Source organism: Paenibacillus anaericanus (genome assembly GCF_003994475.1).
GTDB lineage: Bacteria > Bacillota > Bacilli > Paenibacillales > Paenibacillaceae > Fontibacillus > Fontibacillus anaericanus.
On sequence record NZ_RZNY01000002.1, the window covers coordinates 115,769 to 135,826 of the forward strand.

Consider the following 20,058-nt stretch of genomic DNA (forward strand, 5'->3'; position numbering starts at 1 on the left):
ATCCCTGTAATGAACATAGGATGACAAAATCATTTTATTATTCTATAGAAGATACGGTAAGCTACTCTTATAATGAGCTGCTTACCGAAGCTTTATGCTCTGCTTGTATGCTGAACGGGAGCAATTTGCCTACAATGTAATATAATACTTCAACTATAAATATGGCCCCGGCAATATCTAATACATAATGCTGCTTCACAAAAAGCGTAGAAACAACGATAGCCCCCATCATTAGAGTAATTAATGAACGTGATTTGAACGATAAATCCCTACAATTCGATGAGCCCTTCCAAACTAAATAACTGGTCAGGACATGAATACTAGGAAAACAGTTAAACGGTTGATCCGTCATATATATAAAACGCACAAGAGAATATATAATTCCATTGTCATTCACTTGCGGACGCGGTACTGTTGTCTGATAAAAATAATAGATGATATAAGATACGATTAGTCCAAGACAAAAGGTGAGCAGCGTTCGATAATAGGTGTTTTTGCTTTTCAGAAAAATAACAACCAACATTACAATAATAAAGGGATACCAAAGTATATAAGGAATAATAAACGCTGGTACGAAGGGAATTTGCGCATCTAGTTCAGTCATCAAATTATTGGCGCGTACACCCTCATGGTTTAATAATCCGTAACAAATATTCAACAAAGGAATAACTAATATCCATAATAGCGGACGATATTTCTTCAATTTGGAATTAAGTTCTAGCTTCATCAGCTTACACCTCGTTTTCTACAAACATAAACGAAAGCTGGCGGAAAGTTTAAGGCTACAAATTTAATAGTTTCAATATCGAAACGTTCAGATAATTGCTTTTTCATTTGATGCGAATATTGAAAAGCAATGAATAGTCCGCCGTTCCTCAGTGAACCGACAATTTGATCCATTAACTTATCACGCATTTCTTGGGGGAAATTAAAAAATGGTAGTCCGCTGATGACACAATCGAGCCGTTCCATCTTTTCCACACCCATGGAAAATTGTAATCGGTAAGCATCCTTATAACATGGAAACTCCGAATATTGATATTTTAACGAACGATATAAAGTTGGGTCTTTCTCAAACAGCATTATTCGGGTGTTGCTATTAGCTGCTGACCGAATATATTTCGTTATAGCTCCCGTTCCTGCCCCAAGCTCTGCAACATGGTTGACCTCATCCCAAGGAACTGAATCAACCATTGCTCTTGCTAGATATTTAGAGCTTGGTGTTACACTTCCGATCTGCCCTGGTGACTGAATAAACTTATAGAAAAATGTTATCTTTTCTTGAACTTGCCCACTAATACTCATAATTACGGTGTCTCCCCTCTTCAATTTTCACCATCATACTCAAAACTTCTTCAGATAAAGTCAGGAATAATCTGAATTAATTCTGAAGATATGGAGTGACCATTGAGAGATTCAGAGAAGGACGTAAGGTGAAATGCCTAGTGGTACTTGGCACGTTCATAAATATTTTCCAAAAAAAAAAAAAAAGCAGCTCTACTGAGCTGCTCCGAATTTAACCAATATTCTTATTTAAATATTCCTGCAATGCCGGCTGCCAAAACCACAATAGCGAAGATCATTCTGTAGATGGCAAAAACCTTCATTGGTTTCTTTTGCAAGTAAGCGATAAACTTTTTGATAACGGCTAAAGCAACGACAAATGAAACGATAAAACCAGTTGCCAGCGAAATGAGTTCTTCTGATGAAAGGCCGGAAAAGCCACCCATCTTCATAATCTTCAGAAAACTCATGCCAACCATAACTGGGATGGCTAAGAAGAATGAGAACTCAGCCGCTACTACAGTAGTAAGCCCCGAAACCCAACCACCGATAATGGTTGAAGCTGAACGTGACATCCCCGGTATAATAGCTAAACATTGAAACAACCCGATAATAATCGCTTGCTTTACAGTTACGTTCAGCTCACGGTCTTCACTCAGGTTGTTATTTCTAAACTTCGATTCCGCATACATCATCCAGATCCCACCGCCAAACAATGTGAACGCAACGACAACTGGAGTGAATAAGTATTTGTCAGCCATATCGTTAAATAGTATCCCGAAGACGCCCCCAGGAATACAAGCAATCACAATCATTAGCCAAAATTTAAACCCTGATTTTTCATATCCTACCTTTTTAGGAGAGAAATTAACAAGGGTATCTTTTATTTTCCGCCAATAGAGAATTACAACTGCCAGTATAGCTCCAAGTTGAATCACGTAAGTGTACATCTCAACAAAATTTGGGTGTGTACCTGAAAAGCCCATTAATTGTTCAAAGATAATCAGATGCCCTGTAGAAGACACGGGCAAAAATTCGGTTACACCCTCCACAATTCCAAGTATGATTGATTTAATGATTGCTATAATGCTGTCCATCAAATTCTCCCTTCCCTTTTCCATTCGAAGATTAGTCTTTGTATTTTAACCTACTCTAATATACTATACATTAAACCATTAAAAATTAAGAATTTATTAACTATTCAGAATCAATACTAGTAAATCAATCTCTGTATCAAAAATAAATCGAACGATATATTCCATACTGACCAATATACAGTGTAAGACCAAAGGGGGAATGGCGGTTGAACCAACCACAAGAATATACCAAGCTCATTGCGCTTACGCTTGCCGGCAGTCGTGAATCGTACAGTGAGCTATATGAAATGACTATACAAGATGTTTACAAAACCGTTCATTTCCTCGTTGGAGATCCATCTGATGTAGATGATGTCGTTCAAGAGATTTATATGCAAGTGCACAAGTCTCTAGGACAATTTGACGCTAGTAGACCTTTTCGCCCTTGGTTAATGGGCCTCGTCATACGACAGATTCATGCTTTTCGAAGAAAGAGATGGACGCATCTCCGGACAACTAAAAAAGCACAAAACTATGAGAACCCTATAGCCTATGATTTCTCACATGAAGTCGTGGACAAATTATGTAATCGCGCTCTGCTAGCTGCCGTAGAACAGTTACCTTTTAAGTTAAAACAAGTCGTGATTCTACATTATCTAAATGAATATTCGCAAGAAGAGGTGGCAGGTATTTTGGAAATTCCTCTTGGAACCGTAAAATCTCGTATTCATGCTGCCTTACAGAAGTTACGTAAAAAACAGAACAACAATATTATTTTTATGGGAAAGGTGGAGAACCTTCATGAATCTTGAAGAAGAGTTGCGATCAGCACTTCAACAAAAAAGTACTGAATTGTCGGCTTCACCGGAACTGAAGGAAAGAATAATGAATCAAGTTACCGTAAAACAAGGAGGAAAACGAATGAAAAAGTGGATGTTATCAAGTATCATAGTGGCTGCTCTACTTATACCTACTGGAGCCTTTGCTGCTTATAATTATCTAGCGGACTCCATCTATGGATCACAACAAAATGTTGTTCAGATAGGCGGTACAGTTGAAGCATATGAGAAACTCGAATCTAAACTCCAAGAATCCAAACAACTATTAAGCACGGAAGAATTCACGGTCTTTATGTCCCTGCTTAAACAATTAGGTGAATTTAATCTAAAGATCGCAGATTCTGAGGGTACGCTTCACCCAGACCAATTAAGTGCAGATGAACAACAACAATATACAAAGTTGAATACATCTCTGGAGCCCCTGTTCAACAAAATAAACGAGCAAGCATCATCAAAGACAAATCGTAACCCTAATTCGGTTTATCTAGATCTAGATCTAGACAAAGCTGAAAAAGTATTAAGCGAAGAGGAACTCGCCCAATTTGTTAACCTATTTGATGAGAGTAAGGAGATATCTGTTAAGGCCGTCGATGCAAAGGGGAAATTCCATCAAGATCGTTTATCTGACCAAGATAAATCAAGATTAGAGCAAATCCAAGAACAGCTTCAATCCTATTTAGATAGGTTAGAATAGTAGTAACAAGTTCAAGTAGCAAAAGGCATGCCTGCAAATATGCAGACATGCCTTCTTGTATCTTTTATGCATTTTTCAGGGATGAGCCCTGATAAATAAAGGAAATTAATGGATACTCTTCACCAATTCATTAATTCGTGCGATAGCATCATCAACATGAAGTGACTCTTTTACGTTATGTTTTCGCAGGGTAATTTCAACATGCTCTTGCTCGGCACCTTTACCCACTATGATTCTAATTGGAATCCCGATCAAATCTGAATCTTTGAATTTTACACCTGGACGTTCATCTCTATCATCCATTAACACTTCAATGCCGTTCTCAAGTAAAAGATGATACAACTTCTGAGCTAGTTCGGTTTGTTTGTCATCTTTTATTGAAATCGGAATGAGGTGAACTTGAAACGGCGCTAGTGTTGTTGGCCAAATGACCCCATTATCATCATGGTTTTGCTCAATCACGGCGGACAGTATCCGCGATACTCCAATTCCATAGCAACCCATAATCATTGTCTGTTCCTTACCAGATGGATCTAAGAAAGTGGCGCCTAGTTGCTCACTGTACTTGGTTCCCAGTTTGAAAACATGCCCAATTTCAATACCTCGATTGAATTTTAATATCCCTTCCTCACAACGAGGACATTTCTCACCCTCAGTTACATTACGGAAATCCCCCACATGTGTAAGCTCCAAATCACGTATAGGATATAAATTACGAACATGATGATTTAACTCATTAGCACCTGCTATACCACTCGTCATATGAGCTACAGTGTGATCAACTAATACTGGGAATGGTAAATCCATAGGCCCTATAAACCCAACTGTCACACCAGATATTTTCGCCAATGCTTCCGAATCAGCAATTACAATGTCCTGAGCCCCAAGATAATTCTTCACTTTAATTTCATTGATCTCATGATCACCTCTGACAGCAACAGCAACTACTTTATCGTCTGCTATAAATACAACCGTTTTGATGATATCCATTGGACTGATTTGAAGCGACTGGACAAGTTGTTCAATCGTCTTAATCTCAGGAGTATAGAACTTCTCTACCTCCGTATCATCGTCAGAGATCATTTGACCATCTGGTATATCAGTTGTTCCAGACTCCGCTTTCTCTAAATTTGCTGCATAATCACAGCATGTACAAGCCGCAATCGTGTCTTCGCCTATATCGGCCAATGCCATAAATTCATGTGTTCCACCTTCGCCCCCAATAGTACCTGCATCTGCCTCTACCGCGCGAAAGTTGATTCCAAGTCTAGTGAAAATCCGTTGATAAGCATGAAACATATTCCAATAAGATCTATCTAACCCTTTCCAATCTGTATCAAACGAATAGGCGTCTTTCATTAGAAATTCTCGTCCTCGAAGTAACCCAAAACGCGGACGTCGTTCGTCACGAAACTTAGTCTGAATTTGGTACAAGGTTACAGGTAATCTGCGGTAGGAGTTAATTTCATTTGTCACTAAAGAAGTGATGACTTCTTCATGTGTTGGTCCTAGTGCAAATTCTCGATCATGTCGGTCTCTTAATCGAATTAACTCTGGCCCATACTGGGAATATCGACCCGACTCTTTCCAAAGTTCGGCAGGTTGCATTGCTGGCATTAACAATTCTTGAGCACCTGCCCGGTCCATTTCCTCCCGCACGATTTGCTCTGCTTTGCGGAGTACCCGTCTACCGAGTGGCATATAGGTATAAATTCCCGCAGCTAATTGCCGGATAAATCCTGCGCGTAACATCAACTGATGACTAACTACCTCTGCGTCAGACGGTGATTCACGTAATGTATTATGAAATAATGTACTTTGTCGCATGAATATTTCCCCCCATAATAAGTTGTTCAAAAAAACAAAAAGACACATTCGTCAGGGACGAATGTGTCGTGATACCACCCTATATTTGACCGCAGTAACATTGTATATGTAAGCAGTCCTTATTAAGATAACGGCATATACCGGTAATGGAAAGTAAATTCCATCACAGCTCACAAGATAGGTTAAAGTTCACTCGCTTCAAGAAACCTTTCAGCCCGTGGGTTTCTTCTCTGTACGACGATATATTGAACTCTTTAGTCTTGGTCAAAGCTTTTCATATTATAATTTTTATTTACATTACATGATTAAAATATATTAGTCAAGCAACAGATTGTTTGCAAAATCAATGACCGTTTTGTTTGTTAAGTTAGTTTCATAACATAAGCTCTAGGTGTAGTAAGGGAAATGGTTTGCCCGATCCATCTAGTTCAGAGCACCCAATCAGCTCACAATTATATCGCTTATAAAAAGCATACGCCTGTTCGTTTTGCTCGTTGACGTCAACTTGTAGTTTATTCCCTTTGATTTCTCCTGCATGTTTCACTAAATGAGAACCTATACCCTGACCACGGTACTTTGGATCCACAAATAACATCTCTATTTTAGTTCCATCAAGGCCAATAAATCCTATCGGTTCTTGGTCTGCGTTTATTTCTACCCAGAGCTCAACCTCCTTTAATGCACCATTTTGAACCATATGATGGAAATATTGAATATCCTCTTCTTCTAAAAAAGTGTGGGTCACGCGCACTGCTCTATGCCAAATATCTACCAACTTATCATGGTACTTTTCTTCGAAAGCGACTATTTTTGCTTGCATTATTATCTCCTATTTGTTCTTTTAAATGTTAAACTAATTCAGCGTTAGATTATCTGTAATCGTTCATCTTTTTATTCTTGATCCCATTTAACCACTTCTAATTCAGGCCACTTGGCTGTCCATTTCTTCACCTTGCTATTGTATACAGCTTCACTAATTAAAGATTTATTAGGCCGAATTACCATATTAATAAGATCGTCTAATCCAAACGGTGCATATAACGTCCAATTCTGAGTATGGTCAAGTCTTAACCCCAGTGATGTGGCCGTTGTTGGCCAAGTATCAATCGCTGCCTCAATTGTCTGATACGGCTTAATAGCTGTACCAAACTTTTCTTCATACCATAGATGTACCCTGGCTTGGTTCTTCATATCGATCTGAATGGGGATATCTGAGAGTAGTTCTTTCCCCCACGTAATCATCTCATCTTCAGCTTGATATGAAAGGTCGCTGTCATTGAAATATACAATATCAATATCACTAATTCCATAATTTAAGGGCCGGTTCGTCAGTTCATTCCATACGGATTGTACAATACAACCTGCCCCTACATAGTAAGATTCTAACCCAAGTTCCTGTACACGTTCAAAAACTTGTATTAAGATCGGATTCTTTTCTACAATATTCAACAATCTTTCTTTGTTCTTCATCTAAATAACTCCTCGCTACCTAATCACGAATCACCATTTTCCCTAATTTGTGTCCTAACATGACCAAAGGAAGCAGCACTAACCCTACAGGTGCATAAATAAGAACTTCTTTAAACGATACAAGCCCTTCGCTTACCATTCTATTGAACAAGTAAATCGAATATGGCAAAGTAACGAAAAGCGCAGTTACCACTCCCGGAGTATACGATTTTAGGAAGATAGACTGCCCCAGATGCGTAAATACATGGATGAATAATAGCGCATTAAAGCCGATAAAGAATATGTAGTTTTGATGTTCCACGGCTAGATAAGTAACAGGTACAAATACGATAAACTCTAGACACACAGCTACTGCAAATTGCGCTGATGTTACTTCTGACATGTTCTTTACTAGCTTGCGTGCTGGCCCTGGAATTTTATTACTCATTTTGGGGTAATTTCTCTTCATCCAATACTCTACGAATATGATTTCTTCAAAATCATGGATCATAAAGGTAGCTAGAAATAACCACATAACCGATTGGATTGAAATAATCGACTCAGTCATCACTTTGTATGACATCCCCCTCAGCAAATCTTATGGTTCCAATATCCTTTATAGATAATTCAACTGGAAAGAGTCTTGCTTTCTTATGATTCGAGAAGTACCACTCTCGATCCTTTCTGACCACAATCAACAGCCCATGCTCGTCTCCCAGCGGAGCAAAACCTTCACTACCCTCTCTCCAATGCGGTATCCCCATATCATTTAGCTTCCTAGCTAGTGGAGTGACTTCATCCGCAACAATTCCAACTTCACTTATACAAATGAAATCCTTCGCAGAAAATGAATGAGTAGTACTATTGCCAAGATTGTGCCGAGCTATAAACTCTACAATATTACCCGAGGGATCTTCACAATAAATTGAATCAGCATTCCATGAATCAAAGAAAACCTCATCAGCACCATCCTCTTTGATTAGAGGAACTTTGGTAGAGACCCATTCTTTTACCTCACGGAACATATTCTCAGGAATATTAATTGCTAAGTGATAAAAGGGTTCATCATATTGATTTGTAAGCTTAAATGTTAAGTTTGTCGAACCTATCTTTATTGTAAAATACTCACTATCATCTTCTACTAGGGTGCATTCTAATGTATTCGTATAAAAAAGTTTCAGATCCTGAAGTTGACTGGTCAATAAAGTTATATTCTCTATAATCATTTCTGTCCCTCCCGTTCAAAGCAATCGCTAAGAGCATCATACGTAGTTTTAGTTTTAAGTCATTTTTATTTCAAAAAAATCACAACAATCCCGCAGTGTTCTTGGATTAAAATCTAATTGCTCTATAGGTATTCCATGATCCAGACCATATTGAACAACGTCTTCCCAAGTCTGCGAATCCACTGTGGTTTGAAATACTTGATCTTGATATACAACAACCAGAGCATCGTTCTTAAAGAAGTGGTTATACCAACAATCCAAGTCTACATCAATCATATTAGCTTGGAGTTCAATAATCGTTTCATGTAATTGCTGTTCTCTAACTCTTACAAATAAAAAATCCCACGTACCGATCATTTTATGTGCCACGATATCTAAAATATCGGCAGTCTTGTGATCTTTAAGCGATTGTTGTATTACAATCCCATAAAAGTCTTCCATAGAACCAAATCCTTTCTTAGACAGTTACTTTCATCCGGCTCAGCGTATCCTACTTTTGTTCAATAAACTGAGTCCCATTATAGGTATACATTTTAACCGTTGTTGTAGGCTTCCCTTTAACCGTTACTGTATCATCTTCTAGTTCACTTCGTGTTTCCCAGGCATACATAATATCATTTACGATCTGGAAGCTACCCGCAACTACGTAATAGTTGCCACCAAACATCGCATTCATATCTTTCAAAGTACCTTGCCAAGCTTCAATAACTTCCCCATTTTGAATCTCCAATAAATGAGCTATCTGAACACTAACTCCGGAACCACCTGTCATTTCTATCACTTGGAGCAACTTTTTTTCCGCTACCTCAATAGGTGCACCGAAATTAAGTGATGCTACCTTCCAACTTTTATCAAAAATCAAACTATAATCACCTGAAGATGTTTTATCAAAAATAAAAAAAGCACCCAAATGAGATCCACCATCAATCGCAGCTACAACTTCCGGTTCATCATCTCCATCTAGTTCAACCTCTTCATAGGAAAGTGCCTCCCAATAAAGCTCGTCATTAATCCCTTGTTTCATAAGCAACTCTTTCACTTGTTCAAGAGATATGGCCCCCCCGCTGGACTGTTGTACTTCCTCATTTTCTACGGATTCTTCTGGAACACTGGCGAACGCTTGCCCCTGTGCATTCTCGCCCAACTGCCTGGGCTGATCCTTCTTAAATGGACCTATTACGACGATTACTACAATCGCACAGACTAAAAGTATGGATAATTGTAATACCTTATTATTCCTAGTCATAATATGCCCCCTTCATAGACTCTATCTCTTATTTATTCAAATGTTGTACCATTAACACTTGCTCCATAAATACATTGAACCCTAATTGATCTAACAATTCGATCAAAGTGCGATTTGAAGCACGGATATTATGCACGGTTCGCTTACAATTCCGGGTCGGTTGCCATATTTCCCGCAGTGCTGCCTTAACGATAGATTCCCTATCCAACCGATTAGGCGCAGATTCACATCGAAGGAGAGTAATCCCTGCTAAGTTGCCATAAGAATCAAATGTACGCCGAAATAACCCGTACCCAACTGCCTCATCTCCATCGTAAACAGTCACACTCTCACCATCCTTAAGGCTCGGCAACTGCGATTGCCACACTTCACCGGGGGTGTAGAAAAGCAATGTTCCAACTTCTATAGCTAACCCTCTTGTCACCGTATATGAATGTGAAGACCAATCTGTCATATCCAACTTATGTTCATTCGATAATAAAATAAGTCGATCAACAAGCTCATAGTTCATGGTTTCATATAACCGAATCGCTGACTCGTTTGTACTTATCGCTTCTAAATAGGCTACATCCACTACTAGCTCCGCGTATAACTCAAGATTCCGAGCAATCATTGCTTTGCCTATGCCCTTGCCACGGAATGCTGGAACAACAGCCGTTCCACCATTCCATGCTACTTTCTTACCCGAAACCTCGCGGAACCCTCCCATCACGATCCCCGCTTGTTCACCGTTCACATAACACGCAAACGAATGCTCAAGCGATAATCCTTCACTTGCTACTCGTGTAATGAAGCGATCCAGCGGCATAGATGCGTTCACTATATATCCTTCGAACGCTTTGTTCCATAGCTCAGAGACATCCTTTATTGGAAATTCACTCAGTACTTTATAGGTAATCATGTGGTCACTCCTTCTCTAGAAGATTTTCATATGTAGAAAGCAGACACCCGCTATAATCTCCGGGTGTCTGCCTTCACAACGTCGCTCAATATCATGTTAGTTAGAGAACTGTATCATCCACGCTGTCAAGCCAGCTCTCGATACTGCCGATAACTGATGTTACACAGCCGTCCTCAAACGGCAAGATCAGTCCGGCCACTTTTACCAACTCGGTGAAAGACTTGCTTCCACCTTGACGGCAAAGGTTCAAATAATCGGTCCATGCTGCTTCACGATCCTCGTGCATCTTCTTCCAGAATTGGAAGGCACAAATTTGCGCAAGTGTATAATCAATGTAATAGAAGGGGGTGCTGAAGATATGTCCTTGTTTGTGCCAGAAAGCACCTTGTTCTAAGTATTCGTTGTCTGCATAATCGCGGTGCGGCAGATATTTACGCTCTATTTCACGCCAAGCCTTCTTCCGCTCTGCAGGTGTAGCATCCGGATTCTCATAGACAAAATGTTGGAATTCATCCACTGTTACACCATAAGGAATGAAGATTAGGGAACTAGCTAGATGATCAAAACGATACTTATCTGCATCTTCCTTGAAGAAGAGATCCATCCAAGGCCAAGTGAAAAACTCCATGCTCATGGAATGAATTTCACAGGCTTCATAAGTTGGGAAACTATATTCCGGCACTTGGAAGCTTCTGCTCTCATACACTTGGAAGGCATGGCCCGCTTCATGTGTCAAGACATCAATGTCTCCCGAAGTCCCATTAAAGTTGGAGAAAATATACGGTGCACCGTGCTCGCTAATATATGTGCAATAACCACCGCTCTCCTTGCCTTTCTTACTAACGAGATCCATTAGCTCGTTATCTTGCATAAAGGTGAAGAATTCATTCGTCTCCGGTGATAGCTCAGCATACATCTTCTCACCATTTTTTACGATCCAATCCGGATCGCCCTTAGGAATCGCATTACCTGATTTGAAACTAATGTTCTCATCATAATAATACAATTGATCCACATCAATCCGGCCCCGCTGACGTTCCTTCAACTTCGTTGTAACGGGTACAATATATTTCGCAACTTGATCACGGAAATTAGCTACCATCTCGGCGTTGTAATCCGTACGGGACATTCTTGCGTAACCAAGTTCGACGAAGTTCTTATAACCAAGCTTCTTCGCCATTGTCGTCCGCACTTTAACTAAATCGTCGTAGATGCGATCGAATTGTTCCTCATTCTCAGCCATGAATCCCGTCTTTGCTTCCTCAGCTCTCTTCCGAGTGTCGCGGTCGATGGACTGCGTGAAAGGCAAGATTTGCGAAAGTGTTAGCTCCTCACCATCGAAGGGAATCTTCGCAGATGCTATGAGCTGCTTATATTCTGTAGTTAGCTTATTCTCCAATTGCAAGTCCTCAATAATTTCTGGACTAAACGATTTAAGCGCTAACTCAGCCAATTGAAATAGTTGGACACCCCATTTATTTTGCAACTCGGCTCTGAATTTCGATTGAACTAATGCTTGATAATAATCATTAATGAATTCTTGGACGACAGGTCCAACTTCATCAAAAAAGTCATTCTCTTCCTTATAGAACTCATCCGTAGTATTGATAGAGTGGCGGATACTAACGATAGTCTGCATCGAATCGAATTCACTACGAAGTTTGTTAATTTTCGTCATAACGAGATCCTGCTCTTCGTAACTATTAGCGGAATTAAATGCAGTCAAAAGTTCTTTAAACTTCAACTCGAATGCTTGTACATCTGGACGTTCGTAGTTATACTCGGTGAATTTCATAATGTGCATCTGCCCTCTCTCAAATCAAATTACATGCTTATCTGTCCATTATATGCCACTAAATTAAAAAATTCTATCCCGATGCAAGTTAGAATTAGTGACACTGTTAGTATTGAACTTGTAGTAACCCCCTCCACAGCAGTTCATTCGTTTTCATATCATAATCACAATCCGTGCTTGACTACGTATGTTTCGTGACATGCATGGTGCCCTGAGTCCGTCTGCCCACTTCACTTAAAGTGAATTACTCCTGATAAGTTGTTTAGAGAACCCACCAATTATTTGTTAGCTGGAATAACTCCAGTTATTTCAGTCGCCCACCCTCGCTATGGCTTTAAAAAGCTAAATTAGATGGAGAAATTCCAGATAAGTCCTCCCCTGAGGTTGTGTAACTCATATTAACTGGAGAAATTACTGTTATTCATGCATTAACATATTAATTCACTCAGGCCACATCAAGCTCTGCTATCAAGGTGAAGTCTGTAACCCAGCATACAAAAAGGGATAATCATGAACCCCCCTTTGTTTATATGGGTTCTTCTGATTTATCCCTATCCTAGCTACAACATGATTGTCTATCCTAGAGTCAATTCCTCCACCTCAACACCTTGAGGTAGTAGTTCTAGAATCTTATCTCTAACTTTCGTATCCTTCATCTCTGCTCCAAAAATAGTCACGACACCTTGGTCCTCGCGAGTCCGAATCAGACGCCCAATCCCTTGCTTAAAGCGTAGTAGCATATGAGGCATGTCCACATCATCAAAAGGAGACTGCGTATCTTTGCGTTTCGCGGCGAAGACCGGATCGTTTGGAGGGAATGGTAAGGACCAGATCATCACGTGAGAGAGTGATGGCCCTGGCACATCCAGGCCTTCCCATAAGGTTACAGCACATAATATGCTTGCTTCATCGTTCTGGAAATTTGAAATGAGGTGGCTAATTTCACCCGCTCCTTCAAAGATAAAGCGGAAAGCCGCAGCTTTCGGATGGCTGATAATATCTTGTCTAAACTGCTCCATTTCCTCGCGGGATGGAAATAGAATTAAAGCTCTACCTTCTGACTTCTGCAAAAGATCTAAAGCCAGCTCTATTTTCTCAGCCTGTTGATTATTCGAGATGAGCTTCGGTATAACAACCTTCATCTTCTCTTGATAGTCATATGGGGAATCCACAGAAAAGGAGAGATATTTGGTTATCCCCAAATTGTCTGCAATATAGCCAAAATCTCCATTTAAAGAGAGCGTAGCGGAAGAGAACACGATAGGCATACTCTTGGAGAATACGCGTTCTTCCAGCACTTCTTTGACCAATTTAGGCATGATCACCAAATGGAAACCATCCGAAGTCTCTTCTACCCATGAAATAAGTCGATCAGGGTTTTCGAATAATCCCAATGCGAGATGAATCATCTCCAAATGCTCTTCTACAATCTTTAGTTGATACTCATCTAACGAATAAACTCCACTTTCAAATACCAATTCTTCTTCAACGACAGCAATCGTATCTCGGAAACGATTTACTTCCCGCAATAGTTTTTCGTTATAGTCAATTTCTCTTCGATCTGAAGCAGGTACGCTATGACTGTACTGCTCTAGTGAGGAGAACATGAGCTCACTTTGTGAGATCGCATCCTCAATAGCAACGGCTAATTCCTCCCGTACCTCCCCTTCAAGTAAACGAATAACGATACTTTCAAATACGGAGTGCTTTAATTTATAAGTAAGCGCACTTTGTGCAGCTGTTTCTAATAGATGCCCTTCGTCAAAAACAACGGAACTGTGTTCAGGCAGCAAAGGCAGTTGCCCTTCGCGTTTTCTCGCATCATAGGTCCAGACGTGCTCCATATAGAAGTCGTGAGAGCAAATAACCAAATCCGTTGACTTACGGTAATGTTCTCGGGAGATGGTCTGCCCACAGCGATGACGTCTACTGCACACCATACAGTCCTGAAATACGTCCCAGCCTAATTTACTCCATTGCTCATCATTAAGATTCGGATAGTCCTTACGGTTCCCGTAGGGGTGAAAAGATTGCATCGTATCCGGTGAATTTACAAACTTAGGCAGGCTTCTATAGATTTCCTGGGCAACTTCATCATCATCTTGATCGTCCAGGCTCGTTCTGAAATCGTCCAACTTGTTAAGGCACAGATATTGGTCCGGAGATTTACCTAGTCTAGCATCAATGGTAAAGTCCAGATGTTTGGCTAGCTTAGCAATATCACCTTCTGGCTTCACTAGCTGTTCGATCAATGATTCATCCGCACAAGCTATGACAGCCGGCTTCCGCGTGTACCGCGCATAACAGATCGCATAGAGCAGATAAACCATCGTTTTCCCAGTTCCCACTCCAGCTTCTGCAAAAATGGTCTGTTTCTCGTTGTATGCGCGTTCCAGTTGAAAAGCCATATATATTTGTTCATCCCGCAATTCAAGTCCTGCCTCTGGTAATTTCTCATAAAAAACATCCGCAATCCAGTCGCTAGCCTGCTGAACAAACGGTTGTTTCGGGTCAAATGTAAAAGGATAGTTATTCAATATGTCTTGCCTCCAATTTCATGTCCAAACTACAAATTACAAACCCTAATTATACCGCAAAGCGAGGAATTATGCGAATATTAAAAAGAACATCAAGCTTAACTACACTTGATGTTCAATCCTCTTGAATTCACTAAAGCACTGTATCATCTACACTGTCTAACCAGTTCTCGATACTACCAATAACCGACGTAACACAGCCATCCTCAAATGGTGAGATCAACCCAGCTACTTTTACCAATTCGGTAAAGGATAAGCTTCCGCCTTGACGACAAAGATGCAAATAATGTGTCCACGCAGCCGAACGGTCCTCGTGCATCTTTTTCCAGAATTGGAACGCACATATTTCAGCGAGAGTATAATCGATATAATAAAATGGCGATGTGAAAATATGACTCTGCTTGTGCCAGAAAGCACCTTGCTCCAAATAATCATTATCCGCATAATTACGAGTTGGTAAATATTTTTTCTCAATATCCCGCCATGCTTTCTTCCGCTCAGCAGGTGTAGCATCTGGATTTCCATAAACGAAATGTTGGAATTCATCAACTGATACACCATAAGGAATGAAGGTCAAGGCACTGGATAGATGATCGAAACGATACTTATCTGCATCTTCCTTGAAGAAGAGCTCCATCCATGGCCAAGTGAAGAATTCCATGCTCATAGAATGAATTTCTGCCGCATCATTACTTGGAGATAAGTATTCTGGTACTTGGAAATTTCTGCTCACATATGCCTGGAAGGCATGGCCTGCTTCATGTGTTAAGACATCAATATCTGCGGAAGTACCATTAAAGTTGGAGAAAATGAAAGGTGCACCTTGTTCGAATAAGAATGTACAATAGCCACCAAATTGCTTTCCTTGTTTACTTACGAGATCCATCAACTCATGGTTCTGCATAAAAGTGAAGAACTCGTTCGTTTCTTCAGACAACTCGGCGTACATCTTCGCTCCATTATGAACGATCCAATCCGGATCACCCTTTGGCATTGCATTTCCCGATTTGAAACTGAAATTCTCGTCGTAATAGAGTAATTGATCCACACCAATCCGGATCCGCTGGCGTTCCTTCAACTTTGCTATGACGGGAACGATATATTGATGCACCTGATCACGGAAATTTGCTACCATTTCCGCGTTATAGTCAGTCCGTAACATTCTCGCGTATCCAAGCTCAATAAAATTGCTGAAACCAAGCTTCTTCGCGATCTTTGTCCTTACTTTCACCATATCATCATAGATTCGGTCGAATGTCTCCTCATTCTCTGCCATGAATCCAGTTCTTGCTTCTTCTGCTCGTTTCCGAACATCACGATCCATTGACTCAGCAAATGGAGCTAACTGTGCGATGGTCCGCTCTTCACCCTCGAAAAGGATCTTTGCCGATGCGATAAGCTGTGAGTATTCTGTTTGTAGTTTATTCTCTTGCTGTAAATCCTCAATAATCTCTGGGCTAAATGCCTTTAAGGAAAGCTCTGCTATTTGGAATAGTTGCTTACCCCATTTTTTCTCCAGTTCCGTTCTAAATTTAGACTCTACTAATGCCTGATAATACTCGCTACTCCATTCCTCAAAGTAAGGCATGGCCTCGTCAAAATATTGTTTCTCCGCCTTATAGTATTCATCATTTGTATCAATAGAATAACGAATGTAAGCTAATTGATACATCGTGTAGAAAGAAGTGCGAAGTTCGTTAATGCCAGTCATGGCTAAATCCTGTTCTTCGTAACTTCTAGCAGATGTATAAGAGTTAAGTTGTTCTTTAAACTTGAGCTCGAATTCTTTAACAACGGGACGTTCGTAGTGATATTCGTTAAATTTCATAATGTGCACCTGCCCTCTCTGCATTCAAAATACAATCTTATGTATCCAATAGTCCTCGAAATAGATTATATCTTTTTCATGATCCAGTGAAATCCGTCTACAGATGGATTGCTTATAAGACCTAAGGACATACTTATGGCTACAATGATACAATCAAGGGACTAAATAAACCATAAAGTAGAGGACATAACACATGATGTTTCATATAACGTACCTATCCGACGGGTTGAAAGTAAAGGGATATCTTTGCTTACCGCATGGGTTTGAGCTACCTGAGTCTGCTTTATCTGAATTATTGGAATCGATTTATCCGGCTGTTACTCTACCCATAACACAGATTGCGAGTTCAATTAAGCCAAATAAGAAAGATGTTAGGAAACACAAGTTACCTGTGCTCATCTATTGCCGTGGTGGTATTGGTCGAGTGGGAAGCGTCAAGACGGAATGGCTTGAGCAGTTTGCTAATCACGGACATATCGTCTTTGCTCCATCTTACAGAGGAACGGAAGGTGGTGAAGGTCGGGATGAATTCGGAGGACAAGATATTGAAGATGTTCTTTCTGGATACCGTCTGTTAGAGAATCTACCCTTTGTTGATGCCGATAGTATAGCCGTAATGGGCTTCTCCAGAGGTTCAATCAATGCGACACTTGCGGCAGTTAATATGCCTAGGGTTAACAAATGTATCTTGTGGAGTGGGGTAGCTGACTTATCTCAAACATATGAAGAACGTATTGATCTACGTAAAATGTTAAAACGTGTCATCGGTGGGACACCTATGAAGACGCCAGAATCCTACATTGCCCGCTCCCCCATCGCCATGGCTGAGCAAATTAGGTGTCCTGTCCTAGTGATACACGGTACAGGGGATGCTCAAGTTAACTTTAGTCATGGACTCCAAATGACGAAGAAGCTCCAAGAAATCGGTGCAAATGTTACCTTACATGAATATACGGAACTGGGACATCATTTTCCAAAGGGTATTCACAACATGGCGACTGAACGTATGTTTAATTGGATAAACCAAAGTAACACATCATCCACCAGCAGTCCCGCATCACTTAGCTGATGAACCATAGTCAGTAATATTCAAGTTTACGTCGTACGTAATTTCTGATTTACTAAAAGTCTCGTCCCAATCCTCTTTGACCTTTTTCCAAACCCGTGGGTGTTGTATCCGTAACCGATCACGGAATCCTGCAACATCCACACGGTAATCCTCTTGCATCTTATGAACAATCTTATATATCATATTTTTTAGTTCATCCTCGAAATATTGTTCGGTTTCTTTCAAATACTCTGTGTCCGTGGGATCCTTTGATGTATTCCAGTTCTCCATTAGCCGGCCATCCGATTTTATACTTACATGAAACGAAATATCGTCCCCATCCACTTTTGATTTAATTTTGGTATTTACTGATTTAATTTCATATGCGAGAACTTCTCCCGTCTTATCATAAGTTTTAATTAACCCACCCTTAGCTTTACTTGTAATCCAAGACAGCGCTTCGACCTCTTGCTCATTCAAAGATCCAATCCATTTATTAGTTTTTCCTTTAATAACTCCTGCCCCAGCAAATTCTACTTGTCCTTTGGCAGAAATCACATTTTGCAAAATAAAACTTGCTCCTGAGTTCATAATTCCGTCCAATTTCGTAAGTGTAATCTCCGGCAATATTTTATTCGTTCTATTTTGATTTTCTATTAGGCTTTTGAGATGAAACGCTGGGATATCTCCAGGTTGGTTCGTGATTAGAGTGTCACTTGCTTTTCCCGAACTCAGGAGTACAATACAGCTGGGCCTAATATCGTTATCTCTTAAAATAAATTTTAATAACTTTTCAATATCTATTTTTTGAGAAACCTCTGAAGAGATCACAATAACCTTCAAATGATGCCCAATAATCGTGCGATGTTCACTAAGAGCATGTTGACGCAATAATTGAAAGCCCGAATCTCCTGTTTCCGTTGAATTCGAATACATCGAGGATGTGGATTTTCCCTTTTGTTGGCTATCCTTTCCTTTTTGAACAGGGATAATTTGGATCGTTGAAGTAACTAGGTTTTTCTTAGGATAATCCGCACCCTTCTCAGTCAATTCCTGTTCTAATTCTGGTTCTTTTCCAATATCAAGTGCTAGTCCTACATAAACACCAAGACTTTCAATTTCCTTACTACTCCAGCAACCAGTTAGGCAAAGCATTAACAAAAAGGGAAGTACGATAAGAATAAGACGATTTCTACTATTCATTTCACTTCACAGCTCCCTTTTTGAAGACCTTAGTAATTAGAAGAAGCAGTAAAGGAACTATCCCGAACAAATAGATAGAAATATTACCTATCAGTTCACCAAAATCAAATACTTCATTTATATTTTTGGGAAGCATCGCAATAAGAAAAATGATTGACAACAAGAAGTACATCAGAGGTTTAATCTTTATATTGAAGATTTGTGACAAGCCTAATGATGCAGCATAATGACAAATTGAAAAAGTCGAGAATATTTGCATAATCCAAATCACAAGTAAGAAGAACTCAAATCTTTCAAAAAGGAGACCCGTAATTTCAAAACTACGCATAAGATCTAGTGTTGGCCAAGTACTTCTTACAACCCCGTCAACTGACATCGCACCAATAACCATAATTAAGGTAACCAAATACAGAAATAGAGGGATACTCGTACCTATAATCATAGCTTTCACACCCTTTTTAGGATGTTGCATGACCGCCGTTACAATAAACATGATCTCATAGCCTGCAAAAACAAGGATGGTTGACTTCAATCCTTTAATGACTGGAAGGATTCCATCTCCTAACACAGGCCGTATATTATTAATATCGAATATTTTGTAGCTCAAGGTCATCGAAAATAAAAATACAACAATCGTAATCGGTAAAATAATCTCAAACAAACGTGCGATTGGATTGATTCCACCTGACGTCAAATACAATCCAATCCACATGAAGAACATAATAATCGCCCATAAAGGAGTGCCCTCAAGTAAATAGAGCATGGTAACTTCAGCCATGACCCTAATCTCAAAAGCTGATATACAAATAAAATATAGGATCATCAATATACCTAAACATTTCCCAATCCAATTCCCCACAATTTTTCCCGCGAATTGATAAATCGTTTCGCCCGGAAATTGATGACATAGTTTCACGATACATATTCCTGCGAGCATGACCATTAATCCGCCTAATATAATTGCAATCCAACCATCTGGTGTCTTCATAATCTCTGCCAAAGTTCTTGGGAGCGTAAGAATCCCAGACCCTAGCATAAAGCTACTAATGATTACTACAGCTTGCGCAGTTGTTAGCTTATCATCTTTTCGGACAAACACAGGATC

At 39.9% G+C, this 20,058-nt stretch carries 19 protein-coding genes; 3 read left to right on the forward strand and 16 right to left on the reverse strand.

The features are described 5' to 3' along the window. Positions 1-67: 67 nt before the first annotated feature. The 3 genes from EJP82_RS02820 to EJP82_RS02830 form a co-directional block, all read right to left on the reverse strand. Complete coding sequence (locus tag EJP82_RS02820) at positions 68-727, reverse strand: phosphatase PAP2 family protein (RefSeq protein ID WP_127190510.1); 660 nt, start codon at positions 725-727, stop codon at positions 68-70. Beyond that, positions 727-1,308 (reverse strand): class I SAM-dependent methyltransferase, encoded by a 582-nt coding sequence (locus EJP82_RS02825; protein WP_425464318.1) that lies wholly within the window; start codon positions 1,306-1,308, stop codon positions 727-729. The genes EJP82_RS02820 and EJP82_RS02825 overlap by 1 nt, the downstream gene beginning before the upstream one ends. 221 nt (positions 1,309-1,529) lie before the next feature. Continuing rightward, positions 1,530-2,381: an undecaprenyl-diphosphate phosphatase gene (locus tag EJP82_RS02830; RefSeq protein WP_127190512.1), complete on the reverse strand. Its 852-nt coding sequence runs from the start codon at positions 2,379-2,381 to the stop codon at positions 1,530-1,532. 206 nt (positions 2,382-2,587) lie between these two features. On the opposite strand from EJP82_RS02830, the gene EJP82_RS02835 reads away from it, so the two are divergent. Beyond that, positions 2,588-3,172 carry a sigma-70 family RNA polymerase sigma factor gene (locus EJP82_RS02835; protein ID WP_127190513.1) on the forward strand — a complete coding sequence of 195 codons (585 nt, stop codon included), beginning with the start codon at positions 2,588-2,590 and terminating at the stop codon, positions 3,170-3,172. Further along, the gene (locus EJP82_RS02840) at positions 3,162-3,893 is read left to right on the forward strand and encodes a DUF3600 domain-containing protein (protein ID WP_170220116.1); all 732 of its coding nucleotides are present in this window, start codon (positions 3,162-3,164) and stop codon (positions 3,891-3,893) included. Before EJP82_RS02835 ends, EJP82_RS02840 begins: the two co-directional genes overlap by 11 nt. A gap of 105 nt (positions 3,894-3,998) precedes the next feature. Here the strand turns inward: EJP82_RS02840 and EJP82_RS02845 are convergent, their stop codons facing one another. The 11 genes from EJP82_RS02845 to EJP82_RS02895 all read right to left on the reverse strand — a co-directional run bounded on the left by EJP82_RS02845 (position 3,999) and on the right by EJP82_RS02895 (position 16,702). Further along, on the reverse strand, positions 3,999-5,720 hold the full coding sequence (locus EJP82_RS02845; protein WP_127190515.1) for a proline--tRNA ligase: 1,722 nt from the start codon (positions 5,718-5,720) through the stop codon (positions 3,999-4,001). A 373-nt stretch (positions 5,721-6,093) separates the two neighbouring features. Further along, positions 6,094-6,540, reverse strand: a complete 447-nt coding sequence (locus EJP82_RS02850; RefSeq protein ID WP_127190516.1) for an acetyltransferase — start codon at positions 6,538-6,540, stop codon at positions 6,094-6,096. 71 nt (positions 6,541-6,611) lie between these two features. Next, positions 6,612-7,190 (reverse strand): nucleotidyltransferase family protein, encoded by a 579-nt coding sequence (locus EJP82_RS02855; RefSeq protein ID WP_127190517.1) that lies wholly within the window; start codon positions 7,188-7,190, stop codon positions 6,612-6,614. A 19-nt stretch (positions 7,191-7,209) separates the two neighbouring features. Next, entirely contained in the window at positions 7,210-7,752 is a 543-nt protein-coding gene (locus EJP82_RS02860; RefSeq protein ID WP_246053956.1) for an HXXEE domain-containing protein, read from the reverse strand. After that, a complete protein-coding gene (locus EJP82_RS02865; RefSeq protein WP_127190518.1) occupies positions 7,730-8,395 on the reverse strand; it encodes a VOC family protein in 666 nt (221 codons plus the stop codon). Before EJP82_RS02865 ends, EJP82_RS02860 begins: the two co-directional genes overlap by 23 nt. Positions 8,396-8,449: 54 nt before the next feature. Continuing rightward, positions 8,450-8,836: a hypothetical protein gene (locus EJP82_RS02870; RefSeq protein WP_127190519.1), complete on the reverse strand. Its 387-nt coding sequence runs from the start codon at positions 8,834-8,836 to the stop codon at positions 8,450-8,452. A 49-nt stretch (positions 8,837-8,885) separates the two neighbouring features. Then, complete coding sequence (locus EJP82_RS02875) at positions 8,886-9,641, reverse strand: hypothetical protein (protein WP_127190520.1); 756 nt, start codon at positions 9,639-9,641, stop codon at positions 8,886-8,888. A 28-nt stretch (positions 9,642-9,669) separates the two neighbouring features. Next, positions 9,670-10,542 (reverse strand): GNAT family N-acetyltransferase, encoded by an 873-nt coding sequence (locus tag EJP82_RS02880; protein ID WP_127190521.1) that lies wholly within the window; start codon positions 10,540-10,542, stop codon positions 9,670-9,672. Between the two features lie 100 nt (positions 10,543-10,642). Beyond that, positions 10,643-12,337: a M3 family oligoendopeptidase gene (locus EJP82_RS02885; protein ID WP_127190522.1), complete on the reverse strand. Its 1,695-nt coding sequence runs from the start codon at positions 12,335-12,337 to the stop codon at positions 10,643-10,645. A 575-nt stretch (positions 12,338-12,912) separates the two neighbouring features. Then, the gene (locus EJP82_RS02890; RefSeq protein WP_127190523.1) at positions 12,913-14,874 is read right to left on the reverse strand and encodes an ATP-dependent DNA helicase; all 1,962 of its coding nucleotides are present in this window, start codon (positions 14,872-14,874) and stop codon (positions 12,913-12,915) included. A gap of 133 nt (positions 14,875-15,007) precedes the next feature. Continuing rightward, positions 15,008-16,702, reverse strand: a complete 1,695-nt coding sequence (locus EJP82_RS02895; protein ID WP_127190524.1) for a M3 family oligoendopeptidase — start codon at positions 16,700-16,702, stop codon at positions 15,008-15,010. 193 nt (positions 16,703-16,895) lie between these two features. On the opposite strand from EJP82_RS02895, the gene EJP82_RS02900 reads away from it, so the two are divergent. Further along, on the forward strand, positions 16,896-17,771 hold the full coding sequence (locus tag EJP82_RS02900; protein ID WP_127190525.1) for an alpha/beta hydrolase family protein: 876 nt from the start codon (positions 16,896-16,898) through the stop codon (positions 17,769-17,771). Here EJP82_RS02900 and EJP82_RS02905 read toward each other — a convergent pair. Beyond that, the gene (locus tag EJP82_RS02905; protein ID WP_127190526.1) at positions 17,760-18,953 is read right to left on the reverse strand and encodes a Ger(x)C family spore germination protein; all 1,194 of its coding nucleotides are present in this window, start codon (positions 18,951-18,953) and stop codon (positions 17,760-17,762) included. The two genes, EJP82_RS02900 and EJP82_RS02905, sit on opposite strands and share 12 nt — an antisense overlap. Position 18,954: 1 nt before the next feature. Next, complete coding sequence (locus EJP82_RS02910) at positions 18,955-20,052, reverse strand: GerAB/ArcD/ProY family transporter (RefSeq protein ID WP_281278180.1); 1,098 nt, start codon at positions 20,050-20,052, stop codon at positions 18,955-18,957. Positions 20,053-20,058 lie beyond the last annotated feature (6 nt).